This is a genomic window from Streptomyces diastaticus subsp. diastaticus, assembly GCF_011170125.1.
GTDB lineage: Bacteria > Actinomycetota > Actinomycetes > Streptomycetales > Streptomycetaceae > Streptomyces > Streptomyces diastaticus.
This window is the reverse complement of sequence record NZ_BLLN01000003.1, coordinates 1,121,078-1,135,289: the sequence shown is the minus strand read 5'-3', so window position 1 is coordinate 1,135,289 and position 14,212 is coordinate 1,121,078. Positions and strand designations below refer to the sequence as shown.

Genomic DNA, 14,212 nt, shown 5'->3' with positions numbered 1-14,212 from the left:
AGGTTCGTCTCACGCGGGATACTTCCGTATCAACTGCGGGCCGGCGTGACACGCCGCGCGGAGAGACGCGGGCACCCGCACCGCGACTCCCCCCGGCCGAGCAGGCACCCTGGGATGATGAAGCCGCTGCTCTTCCTGGACGTGGACGGGCCCCTCAACCCGTACGGCGCCCTCGGCGCGCCCGCGCCGCCGGACGGCTTCCACCCGCACCTGATGCGCCCGGCGGGCTGGAGCTGGCCGGAGCCGCTGACGGTTCTGCTCGACCCGGCCCACGGCACGCGGCTGCGCGCGCTCCGGCACCGGTACGAACTGGTGTGGGCGACGACCTGGGAGGACGAGGCCAACGCCTGGATCGCCCCGGTCCTCGGCCTGCCGCCGCTGCCGTACGTCGAATTCCCCGCCCCGGCCGTGCCGGGACCGGCGGGCACGTTCTGGAAGACGCGCCGCCTGCTCGCCTACGCCGACGGCCGCCGGTTCGCGTGGGTGGACGACGACCTCACGGAGGCCGACGAGCTGTGGGCCCGGCGCCACCACCCGGCGCCCGCGCTGCTGCTGCAGATCGACCGGACCGTGGGCCTGCGGGAGGCGGACTTCGAGCGGCTGGAGCGGTGGGCCGGAAAGGCGTGAGGCCGCGGCCCGGACGGCCGGGAGCTCCTGGCGGACCGCCGACGGATGGGGCCGTGCGCCGCACCCCGCGCATCGCGTCTCCGCGGACCGGCGCCCGCGCGCCGGGAGGCCCCAGCCGGCCGGTTCGGCGGCGGCACGCTCCTTTGCGCACGCGAGGACCCCGCACCGGCGCGGCGGTACGGGGTCCCCTCCGACGGGCGCGGAGCCCGCCGGATCACTTGCCGGCGGGCTGCTTCGCCTCGGCCCAGGCGTGCTGGACGACCAGGTCGGCCTTGACCTCGACCAGCTGGGCGGCGACGGCGGAGGGCGCGGTGCCGCCGCGTCCGCTGCGGGAGGCGAGGGCCCCGGGGACGTCCAGGACGGTGCGGACCTCGGGGGTGAGGTGTGCGGAGATCTCGCCGAACTGCTCGTCGGTGAGCTGGTCCAGCTCGATCCCCTCGGCCTCGCAGACCTTGACGCACTCGCCCGCCACCTCGTGGGCGACGCGGAACGGCACGCCTTGGCGGACCAGCCACTCGGCGATGTCGGTGGCGAGGGAGAAACCGGCGGGCGCCAGCTCCTCCATCCGCTCCCGGTGCACGGTGAGCGTGGCCATCATGCCGGTGAAGGCCGGAAGCAGGATCTCCAACTGGTCGACGGAGTCGAAGACCGGCTCCTTGTCCTCCTGGAGGTCCCGGTTGTACGCCAGCGGGAGCGCCTTGAGGGTGGCGAGCAGGCCGGTGAGGTTGCCGATGAGGCGACCGGACTTGCCCCGGGCCAGCTCGGCGATGTCCGGGTTCTTCTTCTGCGGCATGATCGAGGAGCCGGTGGAGAAGGCGTCGTGCAGGGTGACGAAGGAGAACTCCTTCGTGTTCCAGAGGATGACCTCCTCGGCGATCCGGGAGAGATTGACCCCCGCCATCGCGGTGATGAAGGCGAACTCGGCGACGAAGTCGCGGGCGGCGGTGCCGTCGATGGAGTTGCCCGAGGAGCCCCGTTCGAAGCCGAGGTCCTTGGCGACCGCCTGCGGGTCGAGCCCGAGCGAGGAACCGGCCAGCGCGCCGGAGCCGTACGGCGAGACGGCGGTGCGGGTGTCCCACTGCCGCAGCCGCTCGGCGTCCCGGGAGAGCGCCTGGACGTGGGCGAGGACGTGGTGGGCGAAGAGCACCGGCTGGGCGTGCTGAAGGTGGGTGCGGCCGGGCATGGCCACGTCCGGGTGGGCCTCGGCGAGGCCGACCAGCGCGTCCTGGAGTTCGGCGAGCAGTCCGCCGATGACCCGGGCGTGGTCGCGCAGGTACATCCGGAAGAGGGTGGCGACCTGGTCGTTGCGGGAGCGGCCGGCGCGGAGCTTGCCGCCCAGGTCGGGGCCGAGGCGCTCCAGCAGGCCGCGCTCCAGCGCGGTGTGCACGTCCTCGTCGGCGATGGTGCCGGTGAAGGAGCCGTCGGCGACGTCCGCCTCCAGCCGGTCCAGGCCGGCCAGCATCCGGGTCAGCTCGTCCTCGGTGAGCAGCCCCGCGGTGCGCAGCACGCGCGCGTGGGCGCGGGAGCCCGCGATGTCGTACGGGGCGAGCCGCCAGTCGAAGTGGACCGAGGCCGACAGCTTGGCCAGTGCCTCGGCGGGGCCGTCCGCGAACCGGCCGCCCCAGAGGCGGACGTCACCGTTGTTGCTGCTCACTGCTGTACTCGCTTCCTCGCACGGGACGGGTGGTGTGCTCCGGTGGCGCGGGCCGCCGGGCGAGGCTCCCCCTACGATGCACACCGTCAGGCATAACTATGCACCGGGCTGCATGTTTCGTCAAAGCGTCCGCCCCGTGACGGGAAAACCCTGCCCCCGATCGCACGGACAGGCGAATAATGATCCGCATGGGTAAGGAATACGCACGTATCGAAGGCCGCCTCCGCACCTTCATCGAGGCCCAGCCGGTGTTCTTCACGGCTACCGCCCCGCTCGCCGAGGACGGCACGGTCAACCTCTCCCCCAAGGGCGTCACCGGCTCGTTCACCGTGCTCGATCCGCACACCGTGGCCTACCTGGACTTCGCCGGCAGCCACTCCGAGACCGTCGCCCACCTCCGCGAGAACGGCCGGATCACCCTGATGTGGTGCGCCTTCCAGGGCCCGCCCACCATCGTGCGGGTGCACGGCCGGGGCGAGCCGGTCTTCCGGGACGACCCGCGCTTCGAGGAACTGGTGGCCCGCTTCTCCGGCGTCGACCCGGTCCCGCACGGGCTGCGCGCGGTGATCGTCGTGCGCGCCGAGAGGGTCCGCGACTCCTGCGGCTACGCGGTGCCCTTCATGGCGTACGAGTCGGACCGCGACCTGCACGCCAAGCGGTTCGCCCGGGAGGACGACGCCTCGCTCGACGCCTACTTCGCCAAGAAGGAGCACATCCGCGCCAGCATGGACGGGCTGCCGGGGCTGCCGCTGCCCCTGCCGCCGCGCACCGGTCCGGCCGGGGACGGGACGGGCGAGACGGCCGGACAGATGTAGTGACCACATGACGAGACGGGTTTGCGGTGCCCGCCCACCGGGCGTTGCATCGCGGGCGTGCAGTCCGGACAGATGACCCCCCACAGCGGCGCCGACGGCGCCAGGGACCGCGCGGCCCGCCGCGCGGTCACGCTCTTCCCGCTCCTCGTCCTCGCCGCGGGCGCTCTCGGCCTCGCCGGCCCGTCTCTCTTCGCCGGGTGGACCGGCGGCGTGCCCTATCTGCTGGGCTGCGTCATGTTCTGCATGGGCCTGACGATGACGCCGCTGGACTTCCAGGGCGTGGTGAAGCGGCCGTGGGCGGTGGTGCTCGGCCTGGTCGCGCACTACGTGATCATGCCCGGGCTCGGCTGGCTCGTGGCCCACGCGCTCTCCCTGCCGCCCGCACTTGCGGCCGGCGTGATCCTGGTCGGCTGCGCCCCCAGCGGCACCGCCTCCAACGTCGTCACCTACCTCGCCCGGGGCGACGTGGCGCTCTCCGTCTCGGTCGCCACCGTCTCGACCGTGCTGGCCCCGCTCATCACCCCGCCGCTGACGCTGCTGCTGGCCGGGGAGTACCTGCCGGTGGACGCGGGCGCCATGGTCGGCGACATCCTGAAGACCGTGCTGCTCCCGGTGATCGCCGGTGTCCTGGTCCGTCTGGCCGCCGGACGGCACGTCGACCGGGTGCTGCCCGCCATGCCGTGGCTCTCCTCCGTCGCCGTCGCGGCCATCGTGGCGGCGGTGGTCTCCGGCAGCGCCGACGCCATCAAGTCGGCGGCGCTCACCGTGATCCTCGCGGTGGTCCTCCACAACGGGCTGGGGCTCGCCCTCGGTTACGGCGCGGGCCGCCTCTTCGGCCTCGGCGCCCCCGCCAGCCGCGCCATGTCCTTCGAGGTCGGCATGCAGAACTCCGGCCTCGCCGCCTCCCTGGCCACCGCCCACTTCTCCCCGATGGCCGCCCTGCCCGCCGCCGTCTTCTCCGTCTGGCACAACGTCTCCGGCGCCCTGGTCGCCGCCTGGATGGCCCACCGGGCCCGCCGCGCCGACGCCCTGGAGGCGGCCGCCTCCACCGGCGGGACCGCGCCGGCGGCCTGAGACCGCTCGGTACACGTACGCGGGCCCACGCCCCCCCGGGGGCGCGGGCCCGCCGCGCTCAGCCGCCCCGTGTCCCGGACCGGGGCAGGACCCGGGCGAGCGGCCCGGGCAGCCACCAGGCGCGGGCGCCCAGCAGCCGCATCACCGCCGGGACGATCAGGCAGCGGATCACCACCGCGTCGAGCAGCACCGCCACCGCCAGCGCCAGCCCGAACTGCTGGAGCATCCGCCCCGGACTCAGTACGAAGGCGGCGAAGACCACGATCATGATGGCGGCGGCCGCCGTGATCACCTTGCCGGTGGCGGCCAGCCCCTCACCCACCGCCTGCCGCGCGTCGCCGGCACGCAGCCACACCTCGCGCATCCGGGAGACGAGGAAGACCTCGTAGTCCATGGAGAGGCCGAAGACGATGGCGAAGACCATCACCGGGACGAACGCCTCCACCGGCCCGCCGGTCACCCCGAACCAGCCGTTCTGGAAGACCAGCGTGACGACGCCGAGCGCCGCGGAGATGGAGAGCAGGTTGAGCACCGCCGCCTTCAGCGGCACCAGCAGGGAACGGAAGACCACGAGCAGCAGCAGGGTGGAGAGCCCCACCACCACGGCGACGAAGAGCGGCATCCGCCCGGAGACGGAGTCGGCGAAGTCCAGCGCGGCGGCGGTCGGCCCGCCCACCCGGTAGCGCTCCCCCGTCTCCTCGGTGAGCGGCGCCAGCACGTCGGCGCGCAGCTCACGCACCAGTTGGGCGGTGGCCTCGTCCTGCGGCCCTGTCTCCGGGAAGGCCAGCACGGTGGCGATCCCCCCGTCCCCGGCGGGGAACGGGCCCTGGACCGCCGCCACGCCCTCCGCCTCGCCGAGCGCCGTGGCCAGTCGCCTTCCCGACGTGGCGTCGCCGCCCTCGGCGACGACCACCAGCGGCCCGTTGAAGCCGGGGCCGAACCCTTCGGCCGTCAGGTCGTACGCGGTGCGGCTGCTCGACCCGGCCGGGTCGGTCCCGGCGTCGGCGAAGCCGAGCCGCATCCCGAGCACCGGTGCCGAGAGCGCCACCAGCACGGCGGCCCCGGCGAGCAGCACGGACAGCGGTCGGCGCCCGACGGCCGTGGCGAGGGCGGCCCGGCGCCCGCCGTCCGCCAGGCCGGCGCCGGCCTCCCCGCGCCTGGCGCGCCGCTTCGCCTCCCGGGCGCGGATCCGCCGCTCGATCCGGGCTCCGGCGAGGGCGAGCAGGGCGGGCAGCAGGGTGACCGAGGCGGCCATGGTGACCAGGACGGTCAGCGCGACCGCGAGGGCGACGCCCTGGAGGGCGCCGAGGCCGAGGACGACCAGGCCGAGCAGGGCGATGATGACGGTGCCGCCGGCGAAGAGGACGGTCCGCCCGGCCACCTCCATGGCCCGTACGGCGGCGTGGTGCCGGTCGGCTCCGGCCAGCAGTTCGGTGCGGTGGCGGTGGAAGATCAGCAGGGCGTAGTCGACGCCCACGCCGAGGCCGACCAGCATCATCACCGGCGGGGTGAAGTCGGCGACGGTGAAGAGGTGCGCGGCGAGCCCGATCAGTCCGAGCGCGCCGCCGACCGCGAGGACGGCGGTGACCAGGGGGACGGCGGCCGCGACCAGCGAGCCGAGGAAGAGGACCAGGATGACGAGGGCGGCGAGCATCCCCGCGCCCTCGGCGGCTCCGCCGCCCGACTCCTCGGCTCCCCGGGTGGCCTCGCCCCCGACGGCGGTCACCAGCCCGTCGCCGCCGGCCTCCCGCACGGTCTCCAGCAGCCGGGTCAGGTCCTCGGCGGGGAGCGGGCCGTCCCCGTCGTCGAGAGCGACGGTGGCGTAGCCGATCGTGCCGTCCCGCGAGACGGCACCCCCCTGCGACCAGGGGCCCCGCACGGAGTCGACCGAGGGCAGACCCTTCACCTGGTCGAGGAGGCCGGTGATCCGGTCCTGGCCGGCGTCGAGTCCGTCCGCGTTCTTCAGCAGGACGCGGACGGTGCGGTCCTCCGGCCCGGCCCCGTGTGCGGCGAGGAGGTCGGCGGCGGCCTGGGAGTCGGTGCCGGGCAGCGAGTGGTCGTTGCGGTAGCCGTCCCCGGCCGCCTGGGCCCCGGCGGTGAGGGCGGCGACCAGGACCAGCCAGAGCAGCAGGGCGGTCCCGCGGTGCCGCATCGACCCGGCGGCGATCCGGCCGAGGCGGCCGGGGGGCGGGGTCGCGGCGGAGGAGGCCGGGACGGCTTCGGTGCGTGCCATCTCAGCGGCCCCCTTCCGGGCGCGGTCCGGGGCGGCCGGCGCGGCGGAGACCCACCAGGGCTCCGGCGAGGGCGCAGAGCAGCACGGCGGCCACGAGGACGGCCCGCAGGGGACCGCCGCCGCCGACGTCGAGGGGTTCGCCGAGGGCCAGGCCGACCAGGACGGCGACTGCTTCGGTGAGCAGGAATCCGGCGGCGCCGCCGACGAGGAAGCCCGTCGCGGCGGCCGGTGCCCTGCCCGGTGTCGAGGTGCGTGGTGTCATGCCGCCGAGCCTGGGCCGAGGGTCACCCGCCGCGCGTCCGCCCCGGGTCGCCGGCCGGCTACTCCCCCGGGCGTCCCCGGCGGTGCGCGGCGTACTCCTGGGGTGCGCGGTCAGCCGCCGAGCCACCCCGGCGACACCAGCCCCGACTCGTAGGCGAGCACGACGAGCTGGGAACGGTCCCGGACGCCGAGCTTGGTCAGGACGCGGCTGACGTGGGTCTTCGCCGTGGCGGGGCTGACGACGAGGGTGGCGGCGATGCGGTCGTTGGTGAGGCCGGCGGCGACCAGGCGGAGCACCTCGCGTTCGCGGTCGGTGAGGGCGTTCAGCCGGGGGTCCGGCGGGGGCGGGGCGGCGCGGCCGGCGAACTCGGCGATGAGGCGGCGGGTGACCGAGGGGCTGATCAGCGCGTCGCCGCGGGCGGCGACGCGGAGGGCGTGGGCCAGTTCCTCGGGTTCGGTGTCCTTGACGAGGAAGCCGGTGACGCCCTCGCGCAGCGCCCGGTAGACGTACTCGTCCAGGTCGAAGGTGGTGAGGATGACGACGCGGACGGTCTCCAGGCATGGGTCCGCGGTGATGCGGCGGGCCGCCTCCAGGCCGTCGGTGCCGGGCATCCGGATGTCCATGAGGACCACGTCGGGCCGCAGGGCGCGGGCGGCGGCGACGGCCTGCTCGCCGTCGGCGGCCTCCCCGACCACCTCGATGTCCTCCTCGTCCTCCAGGATCGACCGGAACCCGGCCCGGACCAGCCGCTGGTCGTCGGCGATGAGCACCGTGATCATCGGCGGGGTTCCTCCTGGGCTGCGAACGGGGCGAGGGGCAGGGTGGCGTGGACGGCGAAGCCGCCGCCCGGGGCGGGTCCGGCGGTGAGGTCGCCGCCGAGGGCGCGGGCCCGCTCGCGCATCCCGGTGACGCCCGAGCCGGTCGGGCCGGTCCCGGCGGGGTCGGTGACGGGACCACGCCCGTCGTCGGTGACGCTGACCGTCAGCCGGTGGCCGTCACCGTCGAGCCGGATGTCGGCGCGGGTGGCCCGGGCGTGCCGGGCGACGTTGGTCAGCGACTCCTGCACGATGCGGTACGCGGCGAGGTCGGCCTCGACCGGCAGCCGGCCGGGTCCCCCGGTGCGGTGGACGGTGACGGTGAGACCGGTGGCGCGGGCGGCGCCGGTGAGTTCGCCGATCCGGGCGAGGCCCGGCGCGGGCGCGGTCGGTGCCTCCTCCCCGGCGTCGCGCAGCACCCCGAGCGTGGCGCGCAGTTCGCGCAGCGCCTCGTGGCTGGCGGCCTTGACGGCGCCGAGCGCCTCTGCCGCCTGACCGGCTCCGGCGGCCGGGTCCTTGGTGAGGCGGCGCAGGGCGGCGGCGGACTGGACGTTGATGAGGGAGAGGTGGTGACCGACCACGTCGTGGAGTTCCCGGGCGATGCGCAGCCGCTCCTGGGTGGCGGCGCGCTCCTCGGTCTCCCGGGCACGGACGAGGTGGCTGTGGCGGAGCCCGCCGAGGGTGATCATGGCGACGAACCAGCCGGTGAGCATGAACAGCGCCACGTGGTTGACGTCGCCGTTGCCCTGAAGGGTGCCCAGCGCGGTGCCGATGAGGCAGAGCGCGGCGATGACCACGGCGGCGTGCAGCCGCCCGGCGGCGGCCACCGTGAAGAGGGCCACCACCACGGCGAGGAGCAGCGGTCCGTCGTAGGCGCTGGTGACGTAGTAGACCGCTGTGGCGAGGGCGGCGGCGGAGGCGGCGGGCACCGGACGCCGGGAGCTGAAGTACAGCGCGCCGCAGGCCACCGCGATCAGCAGCCAGTTGGCGGCGGTGACCGCCCAGGGCTCTTCGCGGGCGCCGATCAGCGACCGCAGGGTGCCGAGGCCGACCACGAGGAAGAGGCCGCCGGCCAGAGCGGCGTCGGCGGCGCGGCCCCGGGGCGGCCACAGGCGGCTCCGTGCGGTGGACGGCATGCGTACCAGCGTAGGGCGCGGGGCCCGTCCCGTCCTCGGCCGCGCGGGCGAACCGGACACCCCGCCGCTACCTCCGGTGGGGTACGGCCCGGTCGACCGCCGGTGTACCCGCCCGGCCGCCCCTCACACGCGGGGCAGGGCGGCCGGCGGGGTTCAGTGGTCGTTCTGGGCGAGCCGCAGCAGGTGCTCGGCGAGGGCCTGGCCGCCTTCGGGGGCGCGGCTGATCAGCATCAGCGTGTCGTCACCCGCGATGGTGCCGAGGACGTCGTGGAGTTCCGCCTGGTCGATGGCGGAGGCGAGGAACTGGGCGGCGCCGGGCGGTGTCCGCAGCACCACCAGGTTGGCCGAGGCCTCGGCGGAGATCAGCAGTTCGCCGGAGAGCCGCCGCATCCGCTCCTCCTTGGCGGACTCCCCCAGCGGGGCGCGCGGCGTGCGGAAGCCCCCTTCGCTGGGCACGGCGTAGATGAGGTCACCCTCGGCGTTGCGGATCTTGACGGCGTTCAGCTCGTCGAGGTCCCGGGAGAGGGTGGCCTGCGTGACGCTCAGCCCGTCGTCGGCGAGGAGCTTGGCCAACTGGCTCTGTGAGCGCACCGGTTGCCGGTTGAGGATGTCCACGATCCGGCGGTGGCGGGCGGTGCGCGTCTGCGGCACCGCCTGGGCGCTCTCGTTCTCGTGCGCCTGGCTCATCGTCGTCGTCCCGTTCTGCGGCTCATCGATCCCCCTGGGCGGTCGTCCCCGCGGTCTTCCGCGCGGTGTCGAGGACGCCGGGCAGGGCCCGCAGGAAGGTGTCCGCCTCCTCGTCGGTGAACACCAGCGGCGGCATCAGCCGTACGACGTCGGGGGCGGGCGCGTTGACCAGCAGGCCGGCGTCCTGAGCCGCCTGCTGGACGGTGGGTGCGAGCGGCTCGTTGAGCACGATACCCAGCAGCAGGCCCGCACCGCGTACCTGGTGGACCAGCGGGTGGCCGAGCCCCTCGATTCCGTTCCGCAGCCGCTCGCCGACCCGCTTCACCTGGTCGAGGAGGCCGTCGGCGGCGATGGTGGTGAGGACGGCGAGCCCGGCGGCGCAGGCGACGGGGTTGCCGCCGAAGGTGGTGCCGTGCTGGCCGGGCCGCAGCAGGTCGGCGGCGGGGCCGAAGGCGACGGTGGCGCCGATCGGCAGGCCGCCGCCGAGTCCCTTGGCGAGGGTGACGACGTCGGGGTCGACGCCCTCGTGCGCCTGGTGCTCGAACCAGTGGCCGGTGCGGCCGATCCCGGTCTGCACCTCGTCCAGGACGAGGAGGGTGCCGGTGGCGCGGGTGATCTCGCGGGCGGCCCGGAGGTAGCCGGCGGGCGGGACGACCACCCCGTTCTCGCCCTGGATCGGCTCCAGGAAGACGGCGGCGGTCTCCTCGGTGACGGCGGCGCGCAGCGCCTCGGCGTCCCCGTACGGCACGTGGGTGACCTCGCCGGGCAGCGGCAGGAACGGCGCCTGCTTGGCGGGCTGGCCGGTCAGCGCGAGCGCGCCCATGGTGCGGCCGTGGAAGCCGCCTTCGGTGGCGACCATGTGGGTGCGGCCGGTGAGCCGCCCGATCTTGAAGGCGGCCTCGTTGGCCTCGGCGCCGGAGTTGGCGAAGAAGACGCGGCCGGGGCGGCCGAGGAGGCGCAGGAGTTCCTCGGCGAGGGCGACGGGCGGCTCGGCGGTGAAGAGGTTGGAGACGTGGCCCAGCGAGGCGATCTGCCGGCTGACCGCCTCGACGACGGCCGGGTGGCCGTGGCCGAGGGCGTTGACGGCGATGCCGCCGACCAGGTCGAGGTAAGTGGCGCCGTCGGCGTCGGTGAGGACGGCGCCTTCGCCGCGGACCAGGGGCAGGCGCGGGGTGCCGTAGTTCTCCATCAGGGCGTCCTGCCACCGCGAGGTGAGCGCGGCGTTGCCGCCGGACTCGGCGGCGTGGGCGGGCGGGGTGGCGGTCACGTGAGTTCCTCCGGGTCCGGGACGACCATGGTGCCGATGCCTTCGTCGGTGAAGATCTCCAGCAGGATGGAGTGCTGGACGCGCCCGTCGATGACGCGGGCGGTGGTGACGCCGTTGCGTACGGCGTGCAGGCAGCCCTCCATCTTGGGGACCATGCCGCTGGCCAGGTCGGGCAGGAGCTTCTCCAGCTCGGTGGCGGTGAGGCGGCTGATCACCTCGTCGCTGCGCGGCCAGTCCTCGTAGAGCCCCTCGACGTCGGTGAGGACCATGAGCGTCTCGGCGTTCAGTGCGGCGGCCAGGGCGGCGGCGGCGGTGTCGGCGTTGACGTTGTAGACGTGGTCGTCGTCGGCGCTGCGGGCGATGGAGGAGACGACGGGGATGCGGCCGTTCGCCAGCAGGGCCTCGATGGCGCCGGTGTCGATCTCGGTGATCTGGCCGACCCGGCCGATGTCGACCAGTTCGCCCTCGATGCGCGGCTGGTGCTTGGTGGCGGTGATGGTGTGGGCGTCCTCACCGGTGAGGCCGACGGCGAGCGGGCCGTGCCGGTTGAGCAGGCCGACCAGTTCCCGCTGGACCTGCCCGGCGAGGACCATCCGTACGACGTCCATCGCCTCCGGGGTGGTGACGCGCAGGCCGGCCTTGAACTCGCTGACCAGGCCCTGCCGGTCGAGCTGGGCGCTGATCTGCGGGCCGCCGCCGTGCACGACGACGGGCTTGAGCCCGGCGTGGCGCAGGAAGACGATGTCCTGGGCGAAGGCGGCCTTCAACTCCTCGTTGATCATGGCGTTGCCGCCGAACTTGACGACGACGGTCTTGCCGTGGTGGCGGGTGAGCCAGGGCAGCGCCTCGACGAGGATCTGCGCCTTGGGCAGCGCGGTGTGTTTACGGGTGCTCATGGGTGCGGGCGTCCTTCGGGCCTGGGCGGCCGGGTCGGGCCGGGCGGTCTCCTGGCGGTGCGCGGGCCGGGCGGTCCGGGCACCGGCCGGGTCAGGAGGAGTACGCGCTGTTCTCGTGGACGTAGTCGGCGGTGAGGTCGTTGGTCCAGATGACCGCGGAGGCGTCGCCCGCGTGCAGGTCGGCGGTGATGGTGACCTCGCGGTAGCGCATGTCGACCAGCGAGCGGTCCTCGCCGACGCCGCCGTCCTTGCAGACCCAGACGCCGTTGATGGCGACGTCGAGCCGGTCGGGTTCGAAGACGGCGTCGGTGGTGCCGATGGCGGAGAGCACCCGGCCCCAGTTGGCGTCCTCGCCGTGCACGGCGCACTTGAGCAGGTTGTTGCGGGCGATGGTCCGGCCGACCTGCACGGCGTCCTCCTCGCTGGCGGCGCCGGTCACCTCGATGCGGATGTCCTTGCTGGCGCCCTCGGCGTCGCCGATGAGCTGGCGGGCCAGGTCGTCGCAGACGGTGCGGACGGCCTCGGCGAACTCCGCCTCGCCCGGGACCCTGCCGGAGGCGCCGGAGGCCAGCAGCAGCACGGTGTCGTTGGTCGACATGCAGGCGTCGGAGTCGATCCGGTCGAAGGTGGTGCGGGTGGCGCCGCGCAGCGCCCGGTCGAGGCTGTCGCTGTCGAGGTCGGCGTCGGTGGTGAGGACGACCAGCATGGTGGCGAGGGAGGGGGCGAGCATGCCGGCGCCCTTGGCCATGCCGCCGACGGTCCAGCCGTCCCCGGTGGCGACGGCCGTCTTGTGGACGGTGTCGGTGGTCTTGATGGCGATGGCGGCCTTCTCCCCGCCGTGCGCGCTGAGCGCGGCGGCCGCGGTCTCGACGCCGGGCAGCAGCTTGTCCATCGGCAGCAGTTCGCCGATGAGGCCGGTGGAGGCGACCGCGATGTCGCCGGCGCCCTCACCGAGGACCTCGGCCACCTTCTCGGCGGTGGCGTGGGTGTCCTGGAAGCCCCGGGGGCCCGTGCAGGCGTTGGCGCCGCCGGAGTTGAGGACGACCGCGGCCACCTGCCCGTCCTTGACGACCTGCTGGGACCAGAGGACCGGCGCGGCCTTGACGCGGTTGGCGGTGAAGACGCCCGCAGCGGATCGGCGGGGACCGGTGTTGACCACGAGGGCCAGGTCCGGATTGCCGTTCGCCTTGATGCCCGCGGCGATGCCCGCCGCGGTGAATCCCTGTGCTGCCGTGACGCTCACGGTCTTCTCCTTCCGGCCTTCCGGCCTCTTCCGCCCCGGCGCCCGCGTGGGCCCGGGGCGTGGTTCAGGGCGCCGCCCGTACGGGGTGTGCGCCCGGCTCCGCCGCCCGGGCCCCGGTCAGGGGGCGATACCGGTGGCGGGCAGTCCGCTGGTCTCCGGGAGTCCGAGGGCGAGGTTCATGCTCTGCACGGCGCCGCCCGCGGTGCCCTTGGTCAGGTTGTCGATGGCGCTGATCACCACAATCCGCCCGGCGGCCTCGTCGTACGCCACCTGGAGCTGCGCGGTGTTGGAGCCGTGCACGGCTCCGGTCGCGGGCCACTGCCCTTCCGGCAGCAGGTGGACGAAGGGCTCGTCCGCGTACGCCTTCTCGTAGACCTCGCGCAGGCGCTCGGCGTCGACGCCGGGGCGGGCCTTGGCGCTGGAGGTGGCGAGGATGCCGCGCGGCATGGGGGCCAGCGTCGGGGTGAAGGAGACGGTGACCCGCTCCCCGGCGGCGGCGCTCAGGTTCTGGATCATCTCGGGAGTGTGCCGGTGCAGGCCGCCCACGCCGTACGGCGACATGGAACCCATCACCTCGCTGCCCAGCAGGTGCGGCTTGGCCGCCTTGCCCGCGCCGGAGGTCCCGGAGGCGGCGACGACCACGGCCTCCGGCTCGGCGAGGCGGGCGGCGTACGCCGGGGCGAGCGCCAGCGACACCGCCGTCGGGTAGCAACCGGGCACGGCGACGCGCCTGGCCCCCGCCAGCCCGGCGCGGGCGCCCGGCAGTTCGGGGAGGCCGTAGGGCCAGGTCCCGGCGTGCGGCGAGCCGTAGAAACGCTCCCAGTCGGCGGCGTCCGCGAGCCGGAAGTCGGCCCCCATGTCCACCACCAGCACGCCGTCGCCGAGCTGCTCGGCGACGGCGGCCGACTGGCCGTGCGGCAGCGCCAGGAAGACGACGTCGTGCCCGGCCAGCACCTCGGCGGTGGTGGCCGCCAGCACCCGGTCGGCGAGCGGCAGCAGGTGCGGCTGGAGCGCACCGAGCCGCTGTCCCGCGTTGGAGCCCGCGGTCAGCGCGCCGATCTCGACCCCGGGGTGCTGGAGCAGCAGCCGCAGCACCTCGCCACCCGCGTACCCACTCGCGCCCGCCACTGCCGCGCGTACCGTCATGGAACCCTCCTTCTAGGTGGCATGACTATACGCACAGATGCACGTTTATGCAACGAGGAATCGTGGCGCCCGCGGACGCACGGGGGGCGAGGTTCTCCGGCGGCGCTCCTGGGCCGAGGGAGCCCGCCGATGCCGCCGGCGTCCTGACCCGGCACCGGAACCACCGCGACGCCCACCGCATCCGCGTCACCGGGGGCTGCACCCACGTCGCCTTCGCCCTGAAGACCCTGCACGCCGACCGGGACGGCCACCTCGTCGAAGCCGCCGCCCGGGAACTTCGGTCTCTCCTCGTCCCGCACGCCGACGGCGCGGCCCTCCAGTTCCTCTCCCTGGCCGGCCGCCTGGTGACAGGCTGAG

14 protein-coding genes are annotated in these 14,212 nt (G+C 74.6%); 4 read left to right on the top strand and 10 right to left on the bottom strand.

The features are described from left to right. The first annotated feature begins 117 nt into the window (after window positions 1-117). A complete protein-coding gene (locus Sdia_RS13490; protein WP_189500388.1) occupies window positions 118-627 on the top strand; it encodes an HAD domain-containing protein in 510 nt (169 codons plus the stop codon). Window positions 628-841: 214 nt separating this feature from the next. Here Sdia_RS13490 and argH read toward each other — a convergent pair whose 3' ends face one another. Next, the gene (argH, locus tag Sdia_RS13485; protein ID WP_100455954.1) at window positions 842-2,281 is read right to left on the bottom strand and encodes an argininosuccinate lyase; all 1,440 of its coding nucleotides are present in this window, start codon (window positions 2,279-2,281) and stop codon (window positions 842-844) included. 188 nt (window positions 2,282-2,469) lie between these two features. On the opposite strand from argH, the gene Sdia_RS13480 reads away from it, so the two are divergent. After that, complete coding sequence (locus tag Sdia_RS13480) at window positions 2,470-3,096, top strand: pyridoxamine 5'-phosphate oxidase family protein (protein WP_100456115.1); 627 nt, start codon at window positions 2,470-2,472, stop codon at window positions 3,094-3,096. A gap of 72 nt (window positions 3,097-3,168) precedes the next feature. Next, a complete protein-coding gene (locus Sdia_RS13475) occupies window positions 3,169-4,170 on the top strand; it encodes a bile acid:sodium symporter family protein (RefSeq protein ID WP_115068458.1) in 1,002 nt (333 codons plus the stop codon). Window positions 4,171-4,228: 58 nt separating this feature from the next. On the opposite strand, the gene Sdia_RS13470 is transcribed toward Sdia_RS13475, so the two are convergent. The 9 genes from Sdia_RS13470 to argC form a co-directional block, all read right to left on the bottom strand. Then, window positions 4,229-6,403: an MMPL family transporter gene (locus Sdia_RS13470; protein WP_189500389.1), complete on the bottom strand. Its 2,175-nt coding sequence runs from the start codon at window positions 6,401-6,403 to the stop codon at window positions 4,229-4,231. Between the two features lies 1 nt (window position 6,404). Further along, window positions 6,405-6,665, bottom strand: coding sequence for a hypothetical protein (locus Sdia_RS13465; RefSeq protein WP_100455957.1), 261 nt, complete (start codon window positions 6,663-6,665; stop codon window positions 6,405-6,407). A gap of 110 nt (window positions 6,666-6,775) precedes the next feature. Further along, window positions 6,776-7,444 carry a response regulator gene (locus Sdia_RS13460; protein WP_100455958.1) on the bottom strand — a complete coding sequence of 223 codons (669 nt, stop codon included), beginning with the start codon at window positions 7,442-7,444 and terminating at the stop codon, window positions 6,776-6,778. Further along, window positions 7,441-8,616 (bottom strand): sensor histidine kinase, encoded by a 1,176-nt coding sequence (locus tag Sdia_RS13455; protein ID WP_189500390.1) that lies wholly within the window; start codon window positions 8,614-8,616, stop codon window positions 7,441-7,443. The genes Sdia_RS13460 and Sdia_RS13455 overlap by 4 nt, the downstream gene beginning before the upstream one ends. 153 nt (window positions 8,617-8,769) lie before the next feature. Continuing rightward, window positions 8,770-9,303, bottom strand: a complete 534-nt coding sequence (locus Sdia_RS13450) for an arginine repressor (protein WP_003947119.1) — start codon at window positions 9,301-9,303, stop codon at window positions 8,770-8,772. Window positions 9,304-9,325: 22 nt separating this feature from the next. After that, complete coding sequence (locus tag Sdia_RS13445) at window positions 9,326-10,570, bottom strand: acetylornithine transaminase (protein ID WP_115068461.1); 1,245 nt, start codon at window positions 10,568-10,570, stop codon at window positions 9,326-9,328. Continuing rightward, a complete protein-coding gene (gene argB, locus Sdia_RS13440; RefSeq protein WP_100455961.1) occupies window positions 10,567-11,466 on the bottom strand; it encodes an acetylglutamate kinase in 900 nt (299 codons plus the stop codon). Before argB ends, Sdia_RS13445 begins: the two co-directional genes overlap by 4 nt. A 91-nt stretch (window positions 11,467-11,557) precedes the next feature. Continuing rightward, complete coding sequence (gene argJ, locus Sdia_RS13435; RefSeq protein WP_100455962.1) at window positions 11,558-12,709, bottom strand: bifunctional glutamate N-acetyltransferase/amino-acid acetyltransferase ArgJ; 1,152 nt, start codon at window positions 12,707-12,709, stop codon at window positions 11,558-11,560. A gap of 117 nt (window positions 12,710-12,826) precedes the next feature. Continuing rightward, window positions 12,827-13,855, bottom strand: coding sequence for an N-acetyl-gamma-glutamyl-phosphate reductase (gene argC, locus Sdia_RS13430; RefSeq protein ID WP_189400615.1), 1,029 nt, complete (start codon window positions 13,853-13,855; stop codon window positions 12,827-12,829). A 62-nt stretch (window positions 13,856-13,917) separates the two neighbouring features. On the opposite strand from argC, the gene Sdia_RS13425 reads away from it, so the two are divergent. Continuing rightward, window positions 13,918-14,211 (top strand): hypothetical protein, encoded by a 294-nt coding sequence (locus Sdia_RS13425; RefSeq protein ID WP_181844006.1) that lies wholly within the window; start codon window positions 13,918-13,920, stop codon window positions 14,209-14,211. Window position 14,212: the final 1 nt, after the last annotated feature.